Genomic DNA, 21759 nt, shown 5'->3' with positions numbered 1-21759 from the left:
CAACGTCAAATTTCTGATGTTGTTTTTTTCTGATTGGCCAAATAAGCAACACCAAGCAAATGTGCATGTTGTGGATTTTGGAATCGTACAATTTTTGTACTGAGTGGTGGTGTATGGAAATACTGTTGCACGATTTCAAGATAAGCGTACTCAATGCGTTGCACAAGGCATGAGTTATTCGAAACACCACCACCAATTGAGATATGTTGCGGGTCATATGCTATACTCACCTGAAGTAAGGAATGTGCAATATCAGCGATCCACTGATCAACAACGTGAGCTGCATCGTCGTTTATTTCTGCAGCCTCGATGATTGCCTTAGCAGAAGGCAGTGGACGTTTTGAATATGCATGGTAACGATGATAAAGTGCACTTGCGGAACAACGCGTATAGGTCCATATTGGTTTATCTTCGTTAAAAGATAGCGGCATCATAGAGATGTTGGCAGCATAATTGTCGGTGCCTTTCTGAATCGAATCACCAATCATAAAACAACCACCAACCGCAGTTCCAATAATATAGGTAAATGAACTGCTAGTGTTTTTGAGTGAACCAAAATGAAATTCACCCATTGCAGCTGCATACGCATCATTACAGGCAAAAACCGTTAAGCCGGTTCGTTTGGTAATTTCATGCGCGACATTTGTGCCATACAATGATCTCACTCGAGGGGATGCCTTGGAAAGGACGTCGTAGGTATCAGAAACAATACCTGGTAGACAAATCGCGATCTGTTTGACGTCTTGTAGATTCCCCATATTAGCAACTAGGGAATCATAAAAAAGTGTGGAATCCGTCAGTGCGAATGTATCTATGCTCCAGGATGCTTGCATTGCGTAGTTTTCAGTAAGACGCGCAAACTTTATAAATGTGCCACCAATGTCAATGCTAAGTATCATTACTTGGTATTGATAAATAAAACACTAACTGGTTCAGGCGCATGAATGTCTTTCTCAACTAAAGAAAGGAGTCCTGTTTCGGGGTCGCGTTCAAAGAGTGTGAGATTGTCTGTGTGTAAGTTTGCTACGACTAAGAAACGATCATCCAGACTTAAGTTAAAGTCACGTGGATGTTTTCCCTCTGTCGAAACAGTGTTTAAGAAAGTTAATGTAAAATCTTCATTAACTTTAAAAATAGCGATTGAGTCATGACCGCGATTTGATGCATAAACATAGTTTCCGTCTTTTGAAATACGAATAGCTGCACCGAAGCTTTCAATCGATGTTTCAGGAAGCGTCGAAATTGTTTGTAAATGGATAAGATCAAAATCATCATCTTGCACAACGTCAATGGTACTGTTCAATTCACCAAAGATATAAAGAACAGGCTGTGTTGGATGGAATGCAATATGTCGAGGTCCCATTCCGGTTGCCGTTTTATAGGTCGCGATTTCATTCATTAAACGGTATTTATGAACTGTATCATTTCCTAAATCACAAACAAAGACATCATCGGTTTTAGGATCGTAGTCAATGTAATGAGCATGCGCACCATCTTGGTAACGGATTACTTTATCTTCAATCTTATTGTGAGTTACGGTTATCGAACCGGCATGATAATTCGCTTCGTAAATTGATTTCTCAGTGTCATGATAGCGAACGTAGCACGGTTGGACACCTTCTGTCATTCGTGTGTAGTCTAGAGTTGCATGCGTACCGTCAAAATCCCAAATAGCAATTCCACCCAAAGAATCTTCTTGATGAACACTGTAGAGTTTGCCAGTATTAGCATCAAAATCAAGATAGGTTGGGTTTTGTGCTGGAGCAACCAGGTTTAAATTCTCTAATTTTTTTGTATCTTCATTGAGGTCAATGCTGTAGATACCCTCGCTAATGCGTCGTGTATATGTACCGATTAGTATTTTTTGCATGATTATAATCAATCTCCTTTTTTATCATGATACCATAGAATCTATAAAAGCGAATCATGGTAATTATTTTCATAACCATCGTAAAAAAACAATAATATGTGAAAACCTGTGACCATTTATCACAATGAATTGAAAAGTAGAAAATTTGTAGGTACAATATCAGTAAATACAGGAGGACAATTGTATGAGTAAGAAACTTAAAATTGTTACAATCGGTGGTGGCTCAAGTTATACCCCAGAACTTATGGAAGGGTTTATCAACCGTCAAGATAAATTAGATATTAGTGAATTGTGGTTAGTAGACGTTGAGGCAGGACGTGAAAAATTGGAAATCGTAGGAGCGATGGCACAACGAATGGTTAAAGCTGCAGGTCTTGATTGGAAAGTTTTCTTAACAACAGACCGACGCGAAGCATTAAAAGATGCTGATTTTGTCACGACACAATTCCGTGTTGGTCAATTGGAAGCTCGTGTTAAAGATGAACGTATTCCAGGTAAATATGGACTCCTAGGTCAAGAAACAAATGGTGCTGGAGGAATTTTTAAAGCATTCCGTACGATTCCTGTCATTCTTGATATTATCAAAGATATGCGAGAATTAGCTCCCCAAGCATGGTTAATCGATTTCACAAACCCAGCAGGTATTGTTACTGAAGCAGCAATCAAAGTAGGTGGATGGGAACGTACGATTGGATTGTGCAACATTCCAGTCGGTGCAACAAAAATGAACCACGAAGCAATGGGATATGATAAAGACGCAAGTATTCTCTTTGAAAAATTTGCGGGTCTAAACCATTTCCACTGGCATCGTGTTTGGGATAAGGATGGAAGCGAAGTTACATCTGAACTAATTAATGCATTCTATAACCCAGAAAGTGAATACGCAAAGAGCAAGCAAGCAGAAGTTGCAAATATTGCAAATATTAATTATAGCTACGAACAACTTGCAGACTTGGGATTATTGCCATGTCCTTACCACCGTTACTATTATGTAGAACGCGAAATGTTGGCAGAAAATCAACAAAACTATAAAGATCATAAAACACGTGCGGAAACTGTTAAGGCAACCGAAGAAGAACTCTTTGAACTCTACAAGGATCCAAACTTGGATTATAAACCAGAACAACTTACAAAACGCGGTGGTGCTCACTATTCAGACGCTGCATGTGAAATCATTTCATCAATTCATAATGATTCACGTACCGTTATGACCGTAAGTACACAAAACAATGGCACAGTAACTGATTTACCATATGACTGCGTCGTAGAGGTTACATCAGTAATTACATCACACGGTGCAGAACCATTTAACTGGGGATCATTCCCACCTGCAGCACGTGGTCAACTTCAATTGATGAAAGCTATGGAAGAGGTCGTTATTGAAGCAGCTGTTTCAGGTGATTACAATAAAGCACTCCAAGCATTTAATATTAATCCACTTGTACAAAGCGGAATTTATACAAAAGATTTATTGAACGAAATGTTAGTAGCACATAAAGATCACCTTCCACAATTTGCAGATGTTATTGCAAAATTAGAAGCTGAAGGCGTTACATATATTCCTCAATAAGGAAAATTATTACTCGAACAGTAGGAATCTTCCTACTGTTTTTTTGTTAGAAAGGGATATTATGATTAAAGTATTTGTATCAGATTTAGATGGAACACTTTTTGACGAAGATCATCAACTGCCAAGTAAAACGCGAAGTCTTATAACAATGTTAAGACAGAACGGCTATCGATTTGGAATTGCTACAGGTAGACCAAGAATGTCAGCAGAAACAGTTATTGAGGATTTAGAAGACCTCGTTGATTTTGCAGTGTTTGAAAATGGTGCAGAGGCATATGATTTCACGAATGGAACGCAAATTTTCCAGTATCCATTAGACAGAGTATCGGCACTAGAGGTCATCCAAAATGCCCGCAAGTTTAACTTGAATCCGACATTAACGGTTAATGATAAAATGTATACCGATGATGGTTCACGATTTGAAGGGTACGATTCGAAAATTCGAAATATCCTTGTTGTCGGTGATGTAACCTTGGCAGTCCAAGAAGCACAGGCAAAAATTCTTGTTAACGGAACTCCGGAAGCACTACAACCTTTGATTGATTATACAAAAGAAGTAGGAAATCCAGCTTACAAAGCCGTTAAAACAGCAACAGATCTTCTCGAATTCATGGATCCGCGTGTGAATAAGACTTTAGGCATCCAGTGGTATTTAGAGAATCATGGTTTGACAATGGAACATGTTGTCGCTTTTGGTGATAATGATAATGATGTCGAAATGATTGAAGCTGCTCAAATAGGTGTAGCCGTAAAAAACGCAACAGATTCCGTTAAGGCTGTTGCGCGTATGCATTGTGATTCTAATATAGAAAACGGTGTTTACAAGTTTATTACACAGTTTTTGGAACAATAGTCTATCGAATTATTGAGCTGTCTTCGATGCGTGTTTGATTCATTTCATAGTCAAACGAGAAGACAAGTGCATAAATCATGTCTAAGACTAATTGGATTGCTGTTCGAGAAGAAAAAGAAGCCATCTTTGTCATGAGTTCTTCTTGAGGCGCAACATGAATGACTTCATCGGCGAGTGGAACTAAAGGATTATCATTTGGCCCGGTAATTAAAACAATCGGAACGTTTCGATCTTTAAGTGATGTCATGATACGAAGGTTATTGATGCTGGTGCCGTAGTAAGAAATAACGATAGCGAGACTGTCTTTGGGTTGAGTGTGGGTTTTCATAAACTGAAAGCCGACAGCTGACTCGAGGTTACAGTCTTTTTCTATGCGGAATAGTTTATACTGGAAATCCTGACACAAAATTAATGATTGACCTGTTCCATATAGATAGATGTGCGGTGACTGATGAATTGCCATCGCAACACGATTTAGTTGCTGTTGATCAATCGAGTTATAAGTATCCTGCATCGATTGGTAATTCAGGTTTAAGATACTTTCTAGGATTTGGTTTGGAGATTCGTTCTTATCAAAAGGTAAATCATCGCGAACGCGTTGACCACGTGGCGATGTGCTCAATTCTTTGGTTAATCGTACTTTAAAATCAGTGAACCCATCCGTTTGCATCTTCTTACAATAACGCGTAATTGTTGCGGTAGAAGTAAAGGTTCGCTGTGCTAATTGTTGAATACTTAAGGAAATAACTTCGTTGGGGTGGGCGAGTATATACTCTGAAATCTTGATTTCAGTTTCTGATAATCTATCAAAGTCGCGGATTCGGTTTATTAATAACATAATATCCTCCAATTTATTATATTATACATTGTTTTTGCCAGAATATTTATGTATAATGAGAAAGCAGTTGGAGAATTGGCCGAGTGGCTTAAGGCACCATCTTGGAAAGGTGGCGAAGCGCAAGCTTCCGTGAGTTCGAATCTCATGTTCTCCGCCATATGAAATTACACCCACTTAACAGTGGGTTTTTTATTTGTTTTGTCAATGATACCCCTACAATTTTTCTAAATTAGACTTCAAAGAATAGAAAGATGATAATGTCGAAAAATGATAGAATAATTATTGAATGTAGGTTTTCTAAGTAATCATTTGAAAACGAGTGAATGGGACAAACATAATACTCATGTTATTGAACCTCTATTCGGATATAGCATAGTAATTTTAATAACTTGTAGATCAAATAATGGGAGAACTCATCTTTAATCCGATATTTGCTGTTCAAGATGCTCAGTGAGAAAGTCGAACATTCGCTCTGATGATGCTTAGGGGAAATCAACGATAAATACCTACGACTTAATACTGTATGGCATAAGGATAAAGATTCGGATTTAAATAGATCCATATCTACAACATTTTAGAAAAAAGGTGATATTATGAAGTTCAAAGAGCTAGATATTGTAAAATTAAAGAATGACGATGATAAAAGAAATGTAAAATCAAACTTCTTTGGAGTGATTGTTGATGTTCAGGCAAATGGGCAAGCCATAAATATCGAATTCGTCAATGAGGCAGGCTACACAGTTCTTGAAGCGTTAGATCATTACTATTCACCAAATGAATTAATCAAGCAATAGAGGAGGATACACGTGGGAAAGCAAGAATCATCAAATGGTGAACTCACATGGGAAGTTTTTTATCTCAGTTGGAAAAAGATAGAAAAAAACACGAATGCATTGATACGAATAAACATCTTTTTAACAAAATGTCAGTGCAGAGGGTGGTTTGAAGTTCGTTGAGGATGAAAACGAGGAATAGTCAAGAAGGTGTAATTGCCGTCTTTTTCTATGAAGGCACGAAAGATAAACACAGAATGTGTCTTTTTTTACTGTCCTAAGCATACCACTGTAGACTTGTTGGAAATCATATCTTTTAACTAAATAGAAATTACTTTGAGGTAGAAAACTGATTAGTGAGATGTAAATATAAAAAATCATGGAGCTTTAATCGATAAGGACCGTAAGGGTGGATCTTTTCAAGCATGTTTGATTTGAAATAGATTCAGATAGTTTTTTGAGGTTAAAGTTATTGTAATCTAATCCGATTAAATAGGTTTATTTGGATATGGATACCTTATTTCTTAGGAGAAAAATAGAAATTAGACAATATACGAGAAATCATAGTATTTATTTAGAGAATTCCATTGTTGGTCGCTTTATCAAAATTATCTCTAGCAATCGTGACAAGAAATATACAGGGGCAGTGCATTCATGACAATCTAATCAATTGAATTGGAGTTATCTGAAACTTGGCTTGTACAAATGATTGCTTATTTAAACATCGATCACAATTCTAACGTCATGGCGGCTGTAAGTAATGATGCGATTGTTAATCGATTTTAACACTTGCACAAGCTGTTGCATGATAATCATGGGTGTAGTTGCAGTATATGTGAAGGATAACATTTCACTGTTTATATTGATCGCTCCGCAACCAACAACTATCGGTGAAAATAAAACAATTAAAACAGAAAGAGGACTTATAAGTACTAGCAATACAAAATTTTTTACACTGCACAGAATACACTACTCAGGTAGGATTAACAGTTAAACAAAACTTTTCGGGTAAAGAAAGTGCAGCTTACGGATCCACTCGAGCATCAAGCGTTGCACATCGTAAACCAATTGAAATGGTTGTTGTTCATACAACCGTAAATACTGCACCTGCAGTTAATGAAGCAGAAAACCTCGCAAACAACGATGGTACTAAATCAATTAATGCAGTAGTTGATGCAAGTGAAGTATATGAAGCTGTACGCTTCAGTGATGTTTCTCACCATGCTGGAGATAAGGATGTTAACCAACGTTCAATCGGAATTGAGCTAGTTGAAAAAAATATTGAAGAGGGTTACATCAACTTCGTTAAGTACCTGGGATACGTAATGGCTCAGTTAGGTCTGTATCCGTCCACAAAGACCGTAAGATTACATAGTGAGTTTGTATACGCTGCATGCGGTTCGTTCTACAAACGTAAAGGAATGAACAATATCGTTCGTGATACTATCAAATACTACGAGATTGCATTAAATGGAACTTCACAAGAAGTAAAACCAACTCCTAAACCTGAACCAATCGTTAAATTAAATGAACAGATTGCAGCAGAAGTTATGCGTGGTGATTATGGAAATGGTCAAGCTTGCTATGACAAACTACGTGCAGAAGGATATGACGCGGATGAAGTCCAATCTCGAGTGAATGAGATTTTAGGATAGTACTATGGATGAAAAAGAATTAAGTCTGTTGGATGCCATTCATAAAGTAGATAAACGTGTTGTTAATTTAGAAAGTAAAATCGATGACAGTGTGAATGGTCGGTTTAAAGATATTGAACGAAGAACTACAAAACTTGAAGATAACCAACGGTGGTTAGTGCTTGCGGTGGTTGGTGGCGTAGTTGCTGCATTATTGAAAATAGTTTTAAAGTAAGGAACTCCACTTTCTTTATTGAAGGTGGTTTTTTTTTGCAAATAAGGTATACTAAGTTTAGTTAATTGGATCGAATAAGGAGGGGCAATGAAGAAAGAGAAAATACAACCAACAATTGTGGAAATATTGATCTATGGATTAATAGTTTTTCCTGGAATAACTAGTTTTTTCTTTACTGATAGATATACAGGTGGGTTTGTAGCGTTAATTTCAATAATAGTTATGTCGGTAAAAAGATACAAGAACATCAAGTCTAGCAAGGTTCGCGAAAACAGATTGGATAGTAATCGGTAATCGAACTTACTAAAAGCCACTCGCTTGATTGAGGGTGGCTTTTTAATTTGATTAATATTATAATCAATGTATGTCAAAAACAACAATATTAATCATAGACGAATCAGGTGCTATGCATAATCCTAAGGATAGGTTTTTTATTATTGCAGGTTATTTAACTAGTAATTTCATGGCGTGTAGGTCACATCAAAAAAGTGTTGAGAAAGAATATAAAGAAAGGTACTCAATTCCGTTATCGTCAGAAGTTAAAGGGTCGTCAATTCAAACAAAAGATAATATCTTTATAAATGATACATATATCGCTCATGAACACATTACTCCGGTTGCAATTGTAATTGACAAAAAGCACTTAAAATTGCGTCTTTCAGAGAATATGGGATATAATTATTATACTGGACTTTTAATAAAGAATTTAGTTAATGAAGGATATATAGATTGTGAAGAGTGTGATGAAATAATATTAATGTATGATGATAGATCGTTAAAACTAGATGCTCGAATGGATCTAGGGGCTTATCTCCAACATCAATTAGTTGAATTAGGTTATGATAAAAAATTTACTTTTCAACCAAAAGATTCTAAGAATAATCCAGAAATAAAAATTGCAGATATTATCGCAAATACTCTGTATAGAGTATATCAAAAAAAAGACAGGATAATTCAAGATAGAATAAAAACTGATGATACATATTATATTTCAAAATTCCCAAGATATAATTTCGGTAAATAACACAAAATTATTTTTTTATAAAAAAAAGTTGAATTTGTTTTTCAATAGTGTATAATTTGAATGTAAAGACCGGCTGTGTTCCAACAACCGTAGGGCGTTTAAGTGTACTGTGTGTGCACGGACCAGCAGGCAAGAAGAGCTTAACAGCTCTTTTTTTTATTTTATTAAACTACTACGCTAAAATAGAGTTTACCGATGGACTTTTTTTTATTCATATTGAAAATTATTGATTAAGTAGTATATTGGTAAATTACAACACAACTTGATTGTTTGATATTTTATCAGTGCCTAAGAATAGAAAAAAATATTATAACGTCGTTTAGTTGTTCTGTTGTCGCAATTCTTAATAATTTCAAAAGGGCTAGTTAATATATCTCTATTTCTTCATCATTGTTTATTGATAACGAGAAGCTAGTATTGAAAAAGTTGCCAAATTAGGTATAGTTTACTCACATTATGAAGGGAGATTAATGAAAAAAACTAGCAGCAGTTGTTATAATGATGATTATTTCAGGGTGTGGAAAAAAAGAAAAGTATATTGAAGAAACTGTTCAATCTGATGATGGGGGAATAATTGCATTAATAGCTACGAAGGATAAAAAAGAATTGGTGAATGCTCAATATAGTAAAGAAAGTATTGTAGAAGGTAAAGTTTCATCTGATGCAAAGCCTTTGAATTATTACAGATTCGAAAATTTAGATGGTGGGGAGAAAAGTGGTTCTATCATTAATCATAGGGACATAGAGGAAGTCGTGTACACGATTCTGACCCATACAGAACAAGATCGTCGTGGAGTTAATCACTGTGTCATATCTACGTCCAAGGGTAAAACAACATATGAATTCGGAGCTGATGGATCTAATGATAAATGTGATTCAGGAGATTTAGAACTGATTGAAATACTAAAAGATAATTTCTCTAAATTTCAGAAAGAAGTAGGCATGAACGAGGATAAGATGAACGTCAGATTTAAAGAGATGGTAGAGGAATACGCAAGTAAACTGAAATAGAGATATTTAGTACATCAAATCATGTAGTTGAAAACTAATTCTTTGATATAATAGGAGAAGTTATGCAAGGATATTACAAACGCGTAAATATAGATGTTGAATTAATATATAATGCAAATGAAAAAATTCATTTACTTGCTATGTATTGGGGCGATAAACGTTTTGAAATTACAGAGTTCGTATCCAGGGTGTTTGTAAAGAGTGAAACTGGATACGTATCTGAAATGTGCCTAGCAACGATTGATGGAAACAGAAGAAGATTTATTTCTCTGAAGGATTGTTATTTTTAGAGGTGGCGAGGTGATAGCAATGCCGATTAATGAGGAAAGCAAAGTACCCCTATAAATATCCCTACAACATAAGTAATAGAATAAATTGTGTATATCTGAAAACACTTATTTGAGTGGGTTGACTTCACAATAAATCTGTCATGATCCTATTTTAACGTTTCTCATGCTCTCCACCATTTGAAATTACCCCCACTTAACGGTGGTTTTTTTTATTGCTTTTTTGTAGATTGGGAAGATTTTGAGAAGAATTCTTACAAACTATTTTTGTAGTTATCCGTTCTATCATTATCTTTACTGGTTAAATGAGAATAATTAGATAGAGTGATTGAAATGTTTTTATGATTAATCTAACTACTGATTGCAGTGACAGGAACTCCGGAACTTTAAATAGTAGCTTATGATTTCTTAAAATTCACTATTTCATGTAACGAAGGTGTATCCAGTTTAATTGCAATAGTTACTGGATAATTGAGATATTTCAATTTCAATTGATATTCTTATTTATTTCTAAGATTAATTAAAGAAGTAAGAAATATAACAATTGCGAATGCGGTTCAAATTTCAATGATTCGTCTATTTAAAGAAAACAATATCAGATCATCTTAATGGATCTAGATAATAAATAATAATATTAAGCTCATGAATCAAAATTTCAACATATTCGCATTACAAACTATGGTCATTTAATAAAATGGTGTGAAAAGCTTCGATTTATGAATTGTCCAAAATTGTTGTGTTAAAGTGAATATAGGAAAACAAATTATAAGGAGCGGGAATCATGTTTAAACGAAATACGCGGAAAAAATTAAATTATACTCGTGATGGTTTCATCAAGCTTGATGTTCGACACCTTATTGACTGGGATGAACCTACAGGCGATGGTTGCATTGTATCGGATATGATTACAAAAGAAGGGTGGAAGGTTGGTTACATGTTTAGAGATGAACCCAATCCCGATTATCCGGACAGTGGGTGGCGTTTTCTAAAAGGTGACGAGAGCAATGAGTATATGAGTCATGCTAGCAATCATCATGTGTTTAAATTGAATACAGTCTGTAATTACGATCAAGATATAATCCCATACTTGACAGCACCGGTTGGTACACACTTAATTCGTACCGAAAATGATTTGTTTATTGTCGATGATGAACAGTCAGGAATTGTCATGAGTCTGCAAGATAGATAACAAGCCACTTTAACTAAAAGTGGTTTTTTTATTGATACCGCCGACCTTAACAAACATAACAAATACTTAAAATAAACCTAAAATAAAACCGCTTTCCCATTGTTAATGAGAATAAGTAAGTTATAATAGATACGTTAAACGATGCTGCAAAGCATTAAAATGCGATAGATAATGGAGAAAAGAATGAATGAATTTGAGAAGCAACAAACCCAAGATGTAGAGATTTCGGAACTGGTAAATGCAGTAAAGCCACATAGCTTACTTATAATAATGGTAATGGCGGGTGCTGCAATCCTTAGTCTTCTTTACACCAAGATAGCAATAACACCGATTTACGAAAGTAGTGCAACCATGATTGTCAATAATCGTCAAAGTGAAGGAAATCGTGGTATCACAAATGATGATATTAATTCAGCGAAAGGTCTTGCGAACGTTTATGGCGTTATCATTAAAAGTGATTCCGTAATGGCTCCAGTAAATGATAAACTAGATCTTAAAATGACGACTAAGGCACTCAGTGAAGGTGTTAAGGTATCTTCGGTAGATAATACTCAAGTGATGAGAATTTCGGTACGTCATAATAATCCGGAAACGGCCCAAGCGATTGCAGGCGCAATTGTAGAGATTGCGCCCAATAAAATTGTTGAGATGGTAGAAGCGGGTTCTGTTAAAGTAATCTCTAATCCAACAACGCCATCAAAACCTGTTTCTCCAAACACAATGCGAAATGTAATGCTCGCATCAGCCGGAGCAGCAATACTAACAATTGCTGGAATCGTCATACGACATCTTATGGATAAGACATTTAAACGTGTTGATGACCTTGAAAATGCACTAGATTTACCTGTACTTGGAGTAATTCCAGATGTATCGGTTTCGACACGGAAGTAGGAGACACAATGTTCAATAAAACGAAACAACCCCTAAAAATTAAAAATAGAACTGAAATTATTAATGATAAATCACCATTCGCATTTGTCGAGTCATACAAAACATTGCGTTCTGGATTAAGTTTCATGGGTTTTCAAGATGAAGTCAAAACCATTATGATAACCAGTTCAATTCCAGATGAAGGAAAGAGTACAGTCGCCATCAATCTTGCTAAGGTGTTGGTAGAAGCAGAGAAAAAAGTATTGTTGATTGATGCTGACTTAAGAAAACCTGCACTCAGAGAATATTTGCGCGTTAAGAAGACAGGTAATCATGGATTGTCTGCGGTTCTAGCAGGGAAAGTTCAAGCAGAAAACGCAATCTACCTGCACACAATATACCAATTTGATGTTATGCTATCCGGAATTATACCGCCTAACCCATCAGAGCTTCTCGGAGGGGCAAACTTTGCACCAATGTTAGAATCTTTAAAAGAGACTTATGATTTCATTATTATTGATACTCCACCAGTCAATGTAGTAACGGATGCGAGTGTAATGGCTCCTCATATTGATGGTACATTGTTAGTTGTACGACAAAATTTCGCAGAAAGAGATGTCGTGTTAGCTGCAAAGCGCAAGCTCGAGCAAACACATGCGACACTCTTAGGATCAGTTATGAATTATTACGATGACTCGAAAGTTAAAAGCGGAACAACGCCATACTCATATAATTACGAATATGGAGAGTAATCATGATTACAGATATCCATACACACATTCTTCATGATATTGATGATGGCCCCGAAAATCTGAATGCAGTTGATGGATTGTTGCGATGCCACCTTGCGCAAGCTACGCATCAACTGGTTGCAACCCCGCACTTTAATCTTGAAAAAGATGACATAAATCATTTTGTGAAGGTTCGCGAAGTACGTTGTGAAGAAGTTCAGTCTTTAATTAAAAAGAAATCCTATCCAATAACCTTAAAATTAGGTGCAGAACTCTATTTCTCACCTCAACTCGTGACTGTACAATTGGATGACTTGGTTATTGAAGGGACAGATTATTTACTCATTGAACTTCCGACCCAAATATATCCATCACGATTAAAGGATACGTTGCGCGATATCATTTCGAACGGATATACGCCAATTTTGGCGCATATTGAGCGTTATCCATACTTACTAGCGTCCTCTGATATCTTGATAGAGCTAATCAAAATGGGCGTTCTCATTCAAATGAATGCAGCAACTTTTGTGGACGCACGCCAACAACAACTTGCAAAAATGATGTTAAAAAAAGATCTTGTCCATTTAATCGCGTCAGATGCTCATAACTGTGATCGAAGAGCACCCAATCTTTCCGATTTGCAGAAACAATACTTTGGTACAAAACTATTTGAGAATTTACAACGTTGTTACGAAAATGCACAGTTAGTTTTTAAGGGAGAGTGCGTTGTTGTTCATCAACCACGACCATTTCGAAAAATATTCGGTCGATATCTGTAAAAATGAGCTTAAGTAAAATCTTAAGTTCTTTTTTATGGCATAATACTTCTAAGAGGTGATGACATGGAACACATTGAGCAACGCTTAGTACACATAATTTCAGAAATTGTTGGCAGTCCTGCGCAGGAATATCATTTGGGAAAATTTGAAGGTCTCGCATGGTATTTGAGCAATGCCGAAACACCGGTAGTGAGTTTGAAAAAATACGATAAAACGGTGAATGTCTATGCCATGACATGGTCGCAAAATCAAGAATTAGCAAAAGCCGTAGAAACTACGTTTTGGTAAGACTGCGATTGGAAAATCATGTATCCGAATCCGCAAACTTACACCTGACCGTGAACAAGTTCTTAAAAACGTAATTCAATTTGAAATCGGGCGCTAATTTCACACTAATTTCTATGTTATGGTGCTACAATAGAGGTAAGAGGTGATACAATGGACAAAGAAATTCAAATAGAGATTTTAGATAGAGTAAAATATATTGCTGAACATTTCGAGACGTTAACACTCATCGAAATTGCAACCCTATTTGTTGCTGCGGCAACCCTATTTACAGATACAAAGAATCAATTTTACTATTCGTATCTCAAGGTAATGCAACAAACTCTAGCGGCAAAACAAACAAATCGTCAAATGGGTGATGAAGTAAAACAGCTTGAGTATCATATGCGTTTAGATATATAAAAAAATCTGTGGAAATCCACAGATTATTTTTTTGTAAGTGCAATGAATGTTTCAATACGTTCAGCAACGACTTTCAAGCTGGATTCCCAGAAAGTGACACTGGTAACATCGATTCCAGCCAATGCTGCAACATCTTCACATGAAGCTGTAGTTGTTGCCTTAAGAAGTTCTTGGTATTGCGGAACAAAAGCTGCTCCTTCTTCCTGGTACTTCCCAAACAATCCAAGTGCGAATAAGCCACCAAATGCATATGGGAAGTTATAGAAGCTCAGGCCACCACTATAGTAATGCCCTTTGTTGATCCACATGTATGGATGCATGTAGTTTTGATCCAACCCATCCCCATAGGTATCCTTTTGTGCCTGAATCATAATTTCTTTTAGATCTTTAGCAAACAGAAACTCAGTTTTGCGACGTTCGAAAACTTCGCTCTCAAATTTGTATCGCGATAGAATATCCACGGTTATTTGTGCTAAGTCAGAAATGGAGTTCTCAATCAAAACCAACTTCTCTTCGTCACTCGCTTCGACAAGAGCAGCGTTGAGAACAACATTTTCGCAAAACGTTGATGCTGTTTCAGCGACAGGCATCGTATAATCTGTATTTAAAATTGAAAGGTCCTCAATCAACATTCCATGGTATGCATGTCCTAATTCATGAGCAAGAGTAATGATATCAGACATACTACCGTCAAAATTTGTGAGGATACGACTTTGCTTGATTTGAGGTTGATTTGAACAAAATGCGCCGCCTCGTTTTCCTTCGCGAGGTAAGAAATCAATCCATTTTTCGTCATAGGCACGTTGTGCCATGTCATGAAGGTCTGAAGAAAATGTTCCGAAGCTATCAAGGATCATGGTTCGAGAATCTTCAATGGTATATGTTTTAGGATTCTTTGTTTCGAATGGAGCAAAAAGATCATACCACGGTAAGCCGTTTTCATGACCAAACAGTGTTGCTTTGTGGTTAAGGTATTTTCTAAATACAGGTAAGTACGATTCGATTGCCGCTATAAGAGCATCCAGGGTTTCTTTTGACAGACGAGAATCCGCGAGTGTTTTTTCTAACGCTGACTCATAACCACGCATCTCAGAGAGTGTATTGACCTCGCCCTTAATACTATTCAATGCGAATGCAACCGCATCCTCGATACCTTGATACATTTCGAGTTCCTTCTCATATGCAATTTTACGAGTTGCAGCATCGGGACTGTATGCAAGATTTCGAATTGATGATAATGTATATGTTTTTCCATCAATTTCAGTTGTTATTTGTGAGGTGAGGTGTCCCTGAAGTTTGCTCCAGTTTGAGGATGCGTTCATTTTCATTTTAGCAATGACTTCTTCGACATCGTCATTCAATAAATGCTTACTTTCACTTGCAATTTCACGAAGCATAAATGCGTGTTCTGCAATAAGTGGGCTTGAAGCAATCCAAGATTCAAGTGCATCACCATGATGTGCAATGAATGCTTTAAATTGAGCATAAGGTTTTGACATTTCGGTGACGAGTGGTTGTAACTTACCATATGCGTTATTACTTTCTATATCAGTCGTATTTGTAGACAAGCGTAAAGAAATATAGCTAAATAACGACTGTGCATTTGCACTGGTTTCAGCATCGAGTTTAAGCCAAGCCTCCAAATCCTCCATTGTTTCTAAAGATGCAGCACTTTCTTGCATTGCTTGAATCTGGGATTTAAGACGGTTTACGTCGTTATCGAAAGATTCATTAAAATCTGAATATAATGCGTCTAATGACCAAGTATACATAATTAAGAGTCTCCTTTTACTGTGTGATTATACCACTAGAATGAAACAATTATCACTGATTTATGAAAATAGTATTGAAACAAATGTAAAATAATGTTAATCTTTCACTAGAAAGGTTGGGATCTTATGGTCAACAATCACAATATAACAAACATTAGCTTTTTCTTTTTCTTTAGATAATCGGTTAATTTCGCCAACGAGATTAACCATTTTCTAATGGAAATCGACTTGGCTAACTCACAACGTGTATTTCAAAGCCATGTCGAATGATATGGCTTTTTGTTTGAGAAGGAGGACGTATGAAAAAATACACTGTGATTCTATTAACTATGGTGATGCTCTTGTTTACAACAGCATGTAGTCAAAACACTGCAAAATACAAAATTGGAGTTATTCAATTGGCAGATCATCCTTCACTGGATGCTGCATATGAAGGAATGAAGCAAGAACTTGAAACACAACTTGGAAGTGAAACAGTATCGATTGATTATCAAAATGCGCAAGGTGATTTACTCAATGCCGATTTAATTGTAAATAAATTTGTATCTGATAAAGTTGATCTAATCTATGCTATTGGAACAAATGCAGCACAAGCGGCAATGAACGCGACATCAGGAACAGATATTAAAGTCATCTTCAATGCTGTAACAGATCCTGTAGCAGGAGCTTTAGTACAAACACTGGAAGTTCCAGGAGGAAATGTGAGCGGCGTTAGCGATATGAGTCCACTTGAAAAACAATTGGGAATCATTAATGAAATTACACCCAATGCCAAAAAAGTAGGTGTCCTTTATAACATTGGTGAGATCAACTCCCAAGTTCAAGTCGATTTATTGAAACAGACTGCACCTAAATTGGGTCTAGAAATTGTTGCTAAAGGGATTTCAAATACGATGGATGTCTCTACAGCGGCAACCCAATTAGCGGCCGATGTCGATGTATTCTTTAACATCACTGACAATATGGTTGTAGCAGCAACCGCAACACTGATTGATGTTGCAAATCGATCCAACAAACCTGTATTTGCGAGTGAAGATGGACAGTTTGACCAGGGGATTCTTGCAACAGCCTCGTTAAGCTATATGACATTAGGGAAACAAGCAGGTCTTATGATTTATGATATTTTAGAAAATGGCACAGATATCACAACGCTCTCAGTATATCAATCAAAAGAAACGGTCTTATACGTCAATCAAGATGTGGCGATCCAACTCGGAATTGAACTATCCGAAACTGTGCTCGCAAACATTTCTGAAAGGTAACACTTGTTTTCTGAAATACGATGTGATAAAGTTACATTAACAAAAGAGGTGTCTTATGTACATGAAACGATGGAGCAACAAGCGAATTGAATATTAGGGCTAAGCAGTAGCCCTTTTCGCTTGGGCACACCGATTCTTAGTAAGATCTAAAGACTACGTGGTTTACGCGTAGTCTTTTTTTGTGTATAAGGAGGAAGTTTATGAAAAGATTCATGATAGTTTTAGTGGTTTTGACGCTCTTATCAGGGTGCAGCAGCAGTTTTGAACAGAAGGACAGGCCAACAATTGCTGTATTGCAATTTGGAGACTTTGCTTCACTAAATGATACGTATCAAGGTATTGAAGAAATATTTGAAGAGCAAGGTGTTAATGTTGTATACAAAAATGCCAACGCAGATACTTCAGTCTTGATGATGAATGCCCAAAGTATACAGCAAGAGGAAGTAGATGCAGTCATTGGGATAACAACCCAATCAGCACAAACGGCAATTAATGTGTTTGAACATGATAATATACCAATCATTTTCAGTGCTGTCAGTAATCCAGAGGCTATCGGTATTACCGACGCAATGGACTTTGTAACAGGTGTTACCGATACAGCACCTTATCTTCAACAATTGCAACTTATCGAAAAACTAACACCCGATGTAAAAAAAGTTGGCATCGTTAACCGTATTGGAGATGTGAATGGAATATATCAGGTGGAACAAATTAAAGCTGCGGCAACCAGTACACAATTAGATATTGTGAATAAAGGTGTTAATGACGTTCAAGAACTCGGTGTTGCATTACCAATGCTTACGCAAGAAGTTGATGCCATGTTTGTGATAACAGATGATCTGAATGTTTCTGGTACATCTTTGATCGTCGATCATGCCAATAAAAAATCAATTCCTGTCTATGCTTCCGAAGATGGTCAGTTAGAAGAAGGAATTCTTGCAAGTGTTTCGATTAATTATGTTGAAATCGGAAGACAGACGGCAAAACTCGCACTTCGCGCTCTTAACGAAAAAAATCTAAAGATTGAAACACCAGAACATAAGGTTACTAAAATAAACCAAAAAGTCGCTACAGAATTGGGTATAAAGATTCCTGAAGAGTTTTCAGAATTTACATTCTGATGAATAAATTTTCATATAATTGAGTAAGAGGGTTGTCAACCGAAATAAAATCTGTTAATGTGTGAACAGAAGAAAGGTTGGGAACAACAATATGAAAACTCAAAATATCAATAACGTTACACGTGCCCAACAAATGAGCAACTATTATTATTTTAGATAATCAGTTAATAGCCTTTAGGATATTAACTATTTTGTGTTACTAAAATATCTACGAGGCTCATTGAATCAATAACGGTTATTAAACCCTAACTTTTGAAACACTAAGCCACGTAGCGTGGCTTTTTTGTTATAACGTTAGGAGAAAAGAAAATGAAAAAAATTATAACAGCAGGAATTATTGTATTACTAGTATTAACCGGATGTGCTTCAAAGCCGACATCGGAATTCAAGGTGGGAGTTATCCAGTGGGGTGAACACCCAGCACTCAATGAATCATTAGAAGGAATGAAAGAAGGCTTAATCGAAGTTGGCGTTGCCGATACGATTACAGTCGAAGTTAAAAATGCAAATGAAGATGCTAGCAATGCATCCATGATTGCAAGTCAATTTGTAAATGACAAGGTAGATTTGATCTTTGCGATTGCAACACCATCAGCACAAGTTGCGATGAATGCCGTCGAAGGCACAGATATTCCAGTTGTATTTAGCGCTGTTTCTGACGCTAAAGCTGCAGGATTGGTAGAAAATCCAACCGCACCCGAAGGTTCCATCACAGGTGTTAGTGATTTACCGCCACTCGCACAACAAGTTGCATTGATGCAAGAAATGTTACCGTCAATGAAAAATATCGGAATTCTCTTCAACACCAGTGAGGTAAATGGTCAAAACCAAATTAAAGAAATCAAAGAAATTGCGAAACCGCTCGACCTTGAAGTTGTAGAAAAAGGCGTTAGCAGTCCGAATGAAATAGCTCAAGCAGCAACTCAAGTTGCACTTGACAGTGATGCACTCTTCATTGTTAACGACAATATGATTGCAACAGCAACAGGACTTGTTGTCCAACAAGCACTAAAAGAAAACAAACCAGTCTTCATGGCTGAATCAGGACAGTTTGATCAAGGAATCTTTGCAAGCGACTCAGTAAGCTACAAAAAACTAGGAATTCAAGCAGGTCATATGATTAAGGAAATCTTAGTTGATAACAAACCAATCAAAGAGATTCCCGTACAAACTGCTTCAAGTACAGAGTTGTTTGTAAGTGAAAAAATGGCAGATCAGTTGGGACTTACGATTCCAACGAGTGTCTTAGAAAGAGCGATAGTTCGATAATGTTAGGATTTGTAATAGATGTTTTAATACAGGGGTTACTTTATGGCATCATGTCGATGGGAGTCATGCTGTCCTATAAAATTTTAGATATACCAGATTTAAGTGTTGATGGTACCTACCCATTGGGTGTTGCCATCAGCGCAATCTTAATTATTAATGGTGTAAACCCTTGGGTTGCACTCTTGGCATCAATGGCTGGTGGATTCTTGGCTGGTATTGTAACGGGCGTTTTCCATGTAAAATTTGGAATTTCAGCTCTTTTAAGTGGAATATTGGTGATGACAGGACTGTACTCAATTAATATGATGGTGGCAGGTGGAAAATCAAATCTTCCATTATTCAAATACGACAATATTTTTTCAACCACCTGGTTAGAAAATATGGGGGCACCATCATTCATAGTTGATAACTTCCAGATAATCGTCATGATTATTCTCGTAGTCCTTATCAAATTAATGATAGATACGTTGCTTACGACACGTGTAGGATACTTATTAAAAGTCACAGGTGATAACGAAGGACTTGTTACATCACTTGGACATAATGTGGGCACGGTAAAAATACTTGGCCTTGCACTTGCGAACAGTATTGTAGCCTTAAGTGGTGGTGTCGCAGCTTCAGTAGGTCGTTACTTTGATGTTTCACTCGGAACAGGAATGGTTGTACTTGGACTTTCCTCCGTCATACTAGGAACCACACTTTTTGGAAAATTGAAGTTCAAACAAACCACTAAAGTTATCTTAGGAGCTATCGTATACCGATTCATCATCGCAATTGCACTACGATTCAATATGGATCCTCAACATCTAAAACTAGCAACTGTAGTAATTTTTGTTGGTGCAATTCTACTCAACCAAAGCAAACTATCAAAATACTTAGGGAAAGGAAGCGAAGTAAATGCTTAAACTCAACAATATTAAGAAAAAATTTAATGTAAATAGCATCGCAGAAACAACGCTTTACGAAGACCTAAGTGTTGAAATTGAAGATGGCGAATTTGTCACAATTATTGGTTCAAACGGTAGTGGGAAATCGACATTGTTAAATCTTGTAACGGGCCAAGTGACACCTGATTCAGGAGAAATTTCATTCAATGAAGAAGACCTGTTAAAAGTTAGTGATTTCAAACGATTTAAAAAAATTTCACGTGTATACCAAGATCCAATGTCAGGGACGGCACCATCTTTGACAGTGCTCGAAAACCTATCTTTGGCAGTCGATAAGGGAAACTTGTTCAATCTAAAAAAGGCAGTCCGACGCGATAAAGAAGCAGAATTTGTCGCACAATTAAAGACATTAGATATGGGTTTGGAAGATAAACTTCATGTCCAAGTTGGGCAATTATCAGGTGGCCAACGTCAAGCACTTTCATTACTTATGGCATTGATGAACAATCCGGAAGTATTGTTGTTAGATGAACATACAGCGGCACTAGATCCTAAGAGTTCAGAAGCGATTATGATGCTCACGGATAAGATGATTGCTTCACGTAAAATAACATCGATTATGGTGACGCATAATCTTCAACATGCACTTGATTATGGCGACAGATTATTGATGTTTCATGGTGGGAAAATTATCTTTGATGTTAAAGGTGAGTCAAAAGAAAAACTAACACGCGATACGCTTATCAAATTATTTGTGGAACATGAGAATGCATTCGAGGAAACAATTTGAAGAAAAATGTGACGGTCATCCATGATCGTCTTTTTTTATTTATGGAATCAAAATTGCAGGCCTTAATAATTCATACACAAATAAATAATTACATATAATAAGGATAGAAAAAAATGCTGAAATAAAATTACAAAAAATGTGCGAAATATGTGTTGATTCGGTTGACAGGTCCTTATGCCAGTGGTATTATGTACAAGCGTTCAAGGGAACTTGGGTGCGAAATGGTCTTTGAAAACTAAACAGGAAACGTCAATTTCAAAAGAAATACAAGAAATAAACAAAACTCGTCAGAGTATAAAAATGAGAA

Annotated in this window: 24 protein-coding genes and 1 tRNA gene; 21 read left to right on the top strand and 4 right to left on the bottom strand. The window is 36.5% G+C overall.

Annotated features, from left to right (window positions below; genetic code table 11):
- Positions 1-5 precede the first annotated feature (5 nt).
- Positions 6-899, bottom strand: coding sequence for an ROK family protein (locus GVV19_RS06295; protein ID WP_159646456.1), 894 nt, complete (start codon positions 897-899; stop codon positions 6-8).
- Complete coding sequence (locus tag GVV19_RS06290; RefSeq protein ID WP_201288193.1) at positions 899-1870, bottom strand: lactonase family protein; 972 nt, start codon at positions 1868-1870, stop codon at positions 899-901. The genes GVV19_RS06295 and GVV19_RS06290 overlap by 1 nt, the downstream gene beginning before the upstream one ends.
- Before the next feature lie 184 nt (positions 1871-2054).
- On the opposite strand from GVV19_RS06290, the gene GVV19_RS06285 reads away from it, so the two are divergent.
- Positions 2055-3440 (top strand): 6-phospho-beta-glucosidase, encoded by a 1386-nt coding sequence (locus GVV19_RS06285; protein ID WP_159646454.1) that lies wholly within the window; start codon positions 2055-2057, stop codon positions 3438-3440.
- 61 nt (positions 3441-3501) lie between these two features.
- Positions 3502-4293 (top strand): Cof-type HAD-IIB family hydrolase, encoded by a 792-nt coding sequence (locus GVV19_RS06280; protein ID WP_159646452.1) that lies wholly within the window; start codon positions 3502-3504, stop codon positions 4291-4293.
- Between the two features lies 1 nt (position 4294).
- On the opposite strand, the gene GVV19_RS06275 is transcribed toward GVV19_RS06280, so the two are convergent.
- The gene (locus GVV19_RS06275; protein ID WP_159633042.1) at positions 4295-5131 is read right to left on the bottom strand and encodes a MurR/RpiR family transcriptional regulator; all 837 of its coding nucleotides are present in this window, start codon (positions 5129-5131) and stop codon (positions 4295-4297) included.
- A 69-nt stretch (positions 5132-5200) separates the two neighbouring features.
- Here GVV19_RS06275 and GVV19_RS06270 point away from each other — a divergent pair.
- The 14 genes from GVV19_RS06270 (at position 5201) to GVV19_RS06205 (ending at position 14351) form a co-directional block, all read left to right on the top strand.
- Positions 5201-5288: transfer RNA gene (locus GVV19_RS06270), tRNA-Ser, on the top strand.
- 436 nt (positions 5289-5724) lie between these two features.
- Entirely contained in the window at positions 5725-5925 is a 201-nt protein-coding gene (locus tag GVV19_RS06265) for a DUF4926 domain-containing protein (RefSeq protein WP_159646450.1), read from the top strand.
- Positions 5926-6977: 1052 nt separating this feature from the next.
- The gene (locus tag GVV19_RS06260) at positions 6978-7559 is read left to right on the top strand and encodes an N-acetylmuramoyl-L-alanine amidase (protein ID WP_159646448.1); all 582 of its coding nucleotides are present in this window, start codon (positions 6978-6980) and stop codon (positions 7557-7559) included.
- 4 nt (positions 7560-7563) lie between these two features.
- Positions 7564-7773: a hypothetical protein gene (locus tag GVV19_RS06255; protein WP_159646445.1), complete on the top strand. Its 210-nt coding sequence runs from the start codon at positions 7564-7566 to the stop codon at positions 7771-7773.
- An 87-nt stretch (positions 7774-7860) separates the two neighbouring features.
- The gene (locus GVV19_RS06250; RefSeq protein WP_159646443.1) at positions 7861-8067 is read left to right on the top strand and encodes a hypothetical protein; all 207 of its coding nucleotides are present in this window, start codon (positions 7861-7863) and stop codon (positions 8065-8067) included.
- 70 nt (positions 8068-8137) lie between these two features.
- Positions 8138-8797, top strand: coding sequence for a DUF3800 domain-containing protein (locus tag GVV19_RS06245; RefSeq protein WP_159646441.1), 660 nt, complete (start codon positions 8138-8140; stop codon positions 8795-8797).
- Between the two features lie 498 nt (positions 8798-9295).
- Positions 9296-9808 carry a hypothetical protein gene (locus GVV19_RS06240; protein ID WP_159646439.1) on the top strand — a complete coding sequence of 171 codons (513 nt, stop codon included), beginning with the start codon at positions 9296-9298 and terminating at the stop codon, positions 9806-9808.
- 62 nt (positions 9809-9870) lie between these two features.
- A complete protein-coding gene (locus GVV19_RS06235) occupies positions 9871-10098 on the top strand; it encodes a hypothetical protein (protein WP_159646436.1) in 228 nt (75 codons plus the stop codon).
- A gap of 778 nt (positions 10099-10876) precedes the next feature.
- The gene (locus GVV19_RS06230) at positions 10877-11284 is read left to right on the top strand and encodes a DUF2185 domain-containing protein (RefSeq protein ID WP_159641898.1); all 408 of its coding nucleotides are present in this window, start codon (positions 10877-10879) and stop codon (positions 11282-11284) included.
- Positions 11285-11467: 183 nt separating this feature from the next.
- Complete coding sequence (locus GVV19_RS06225) at positions 11468-12175, top strand: YveK family protein (RefSeq protein ID WP_159646433.1); 708 nt, start codon at positions 11468-11470, stop codon at positions 12173-12175.
- 8 nt (positions 12176-12183) lie between these two features.
- On the top strand, positions 12184-12906 hold the full coding sequence (locus GVV19_RS06220; protein ID WP_159641892.1) for a CpsD/CapB family tyrosine-protein kinase: 723 nt from the start codon (positions 12184-12186) through the stop codon (positions 12904-12906).
- 2 nt (positions 12907-12908) lie between these two features.
- A complete protein-coding gene (locus GVV19_RS06215) occupies positions 12909-13664 on the top strand; it encodes a tyrosine-protein phosphatase (protein ID WP_159646430.1) in 756 nt (251 codons plus the stop codon).
- Positions 13665-13727: 63 nt separating this feature from the next.
- A complete protein-coding gene (locus GVV19_RS06210; protein WP_159646427.1) occupies positions 13728-13952 on the top strand; it encodes a hypothetical protein in 225 nt (74 codons plus the stop codon).
- Between the two features lie 150 nt (positions 13953-14102).
- Positions 14103-14351 carry a hypothetical protein gene (locus GVV19_RS06205; RefSeq protein WP_159632994.1) on the top strand — a complete coding sequence of 83 codons (249 nt, stop codon included), beginning with the start codon at positions 14103-14105 and terminating at the stop codon, positions 14349-14351.
- Positions 14352-14374: 23 nt separating this feature from the next.
- Here the strand turns inward: GVV19_RS06205 and GVV19_RS06200 are convergent, their stop codons facing one another.
- Positions 14375-16123: a M3 family oligoendopeptidase gene (locus tag GVV19_RS06200; RefSeq protein ID WP_159646424.1), complete on the bottom strand. Its 1749-nt coding sequence runs from the start codon at positions 16121-16123 to the stop codon at positions 14375-14377.
- A 299-nt stretch (positions 16124-16422) separates the two neighbouring features.
- On the opposite strand from GVV19_RS06200, the gene GVV19_RS06195 reads away from it, so the two are divergent.
- The 5 genes from GVV19_RS06195 to GVV19_RS06175 all read left to right on the top strand — a co-directional run bounded on the left by GVV19_RS06195 (position 16423) and on the right by GVV19_RS06175 (position 21452).
- Positions 16423-17385 (top strand): ABC transporter substrate-binding protein, encoded by a 963-nt coding sequence (locus tag GVV19_RS06195; RefSeq protein ID WP_159646421.1) that lies wholly within the window; start codon positions 16423-16425, stop codon positions 17383-17385.
- Between the two features lie 200 nt (positions 17386-17585).
- Positions 17586-18506: an ABC transporter substrate-binding protein gene (locus tag GVV19_RS06190; RefSeq protein WP_159646418.1), complete on the top strand. Its 921-nt coding sequence runs from the start codon at positions 17586-17588 to the stop codon at positions 18504-18506.
- A gap of 309 nt (positions 18507-18815) precedes the next feature.
- Complete coding sequence (locus tag GVV19_RS06185; RefSeq protein WP_159646415.1) at positions 18816-19775, top strand: ABC transporter substrate-binding protein; 960 nt, start codon at positions 18816-18818, stop codon at positions 19773-19775.
- On the top strand, positions 19775-20680 hold the full coding sequence (locus GVV19_RS06180; protein ID WP_159646412.1) for an ABC transporter permease: 906 nt from the start codon (positions 19775-19777) through the stop codon (positions 20678-20680). Before GVV19_RS06185 ends, GVV19_RS06180 begins: the two co-directional genes overlap by 1 nt.
- A complete protein-coding gene (locus GVV19_RS06175; RefSeq protein ID WP_159646409.1) occupies positions 20673-21452 on the top strand; it encodes an ABC transporter ATP-binding protein in 780 nt (259 codons plus the stop codon). Before GVV19_RS06180 ends, GVV19_RS06175 begins: the two co-directional genes overlap by 8 nt.
- Positions 21453-21759: the final 307 nt, after the last annotated feature.

It is taken from the genome of Erysipelothrix anatis, assembly GCF_009828745.1.
GTDB classification, from domain to species: domain Bacteria; phylum Bacillota_I; class Bacilli_A; order Erysipelotrichales; family Erysipelotrichaceae; genus Erysipelothrix; species Erysipelothrix anatis.
This window is presented reverse-complemented; position numbering and strand designations above follow the sequence as displayed.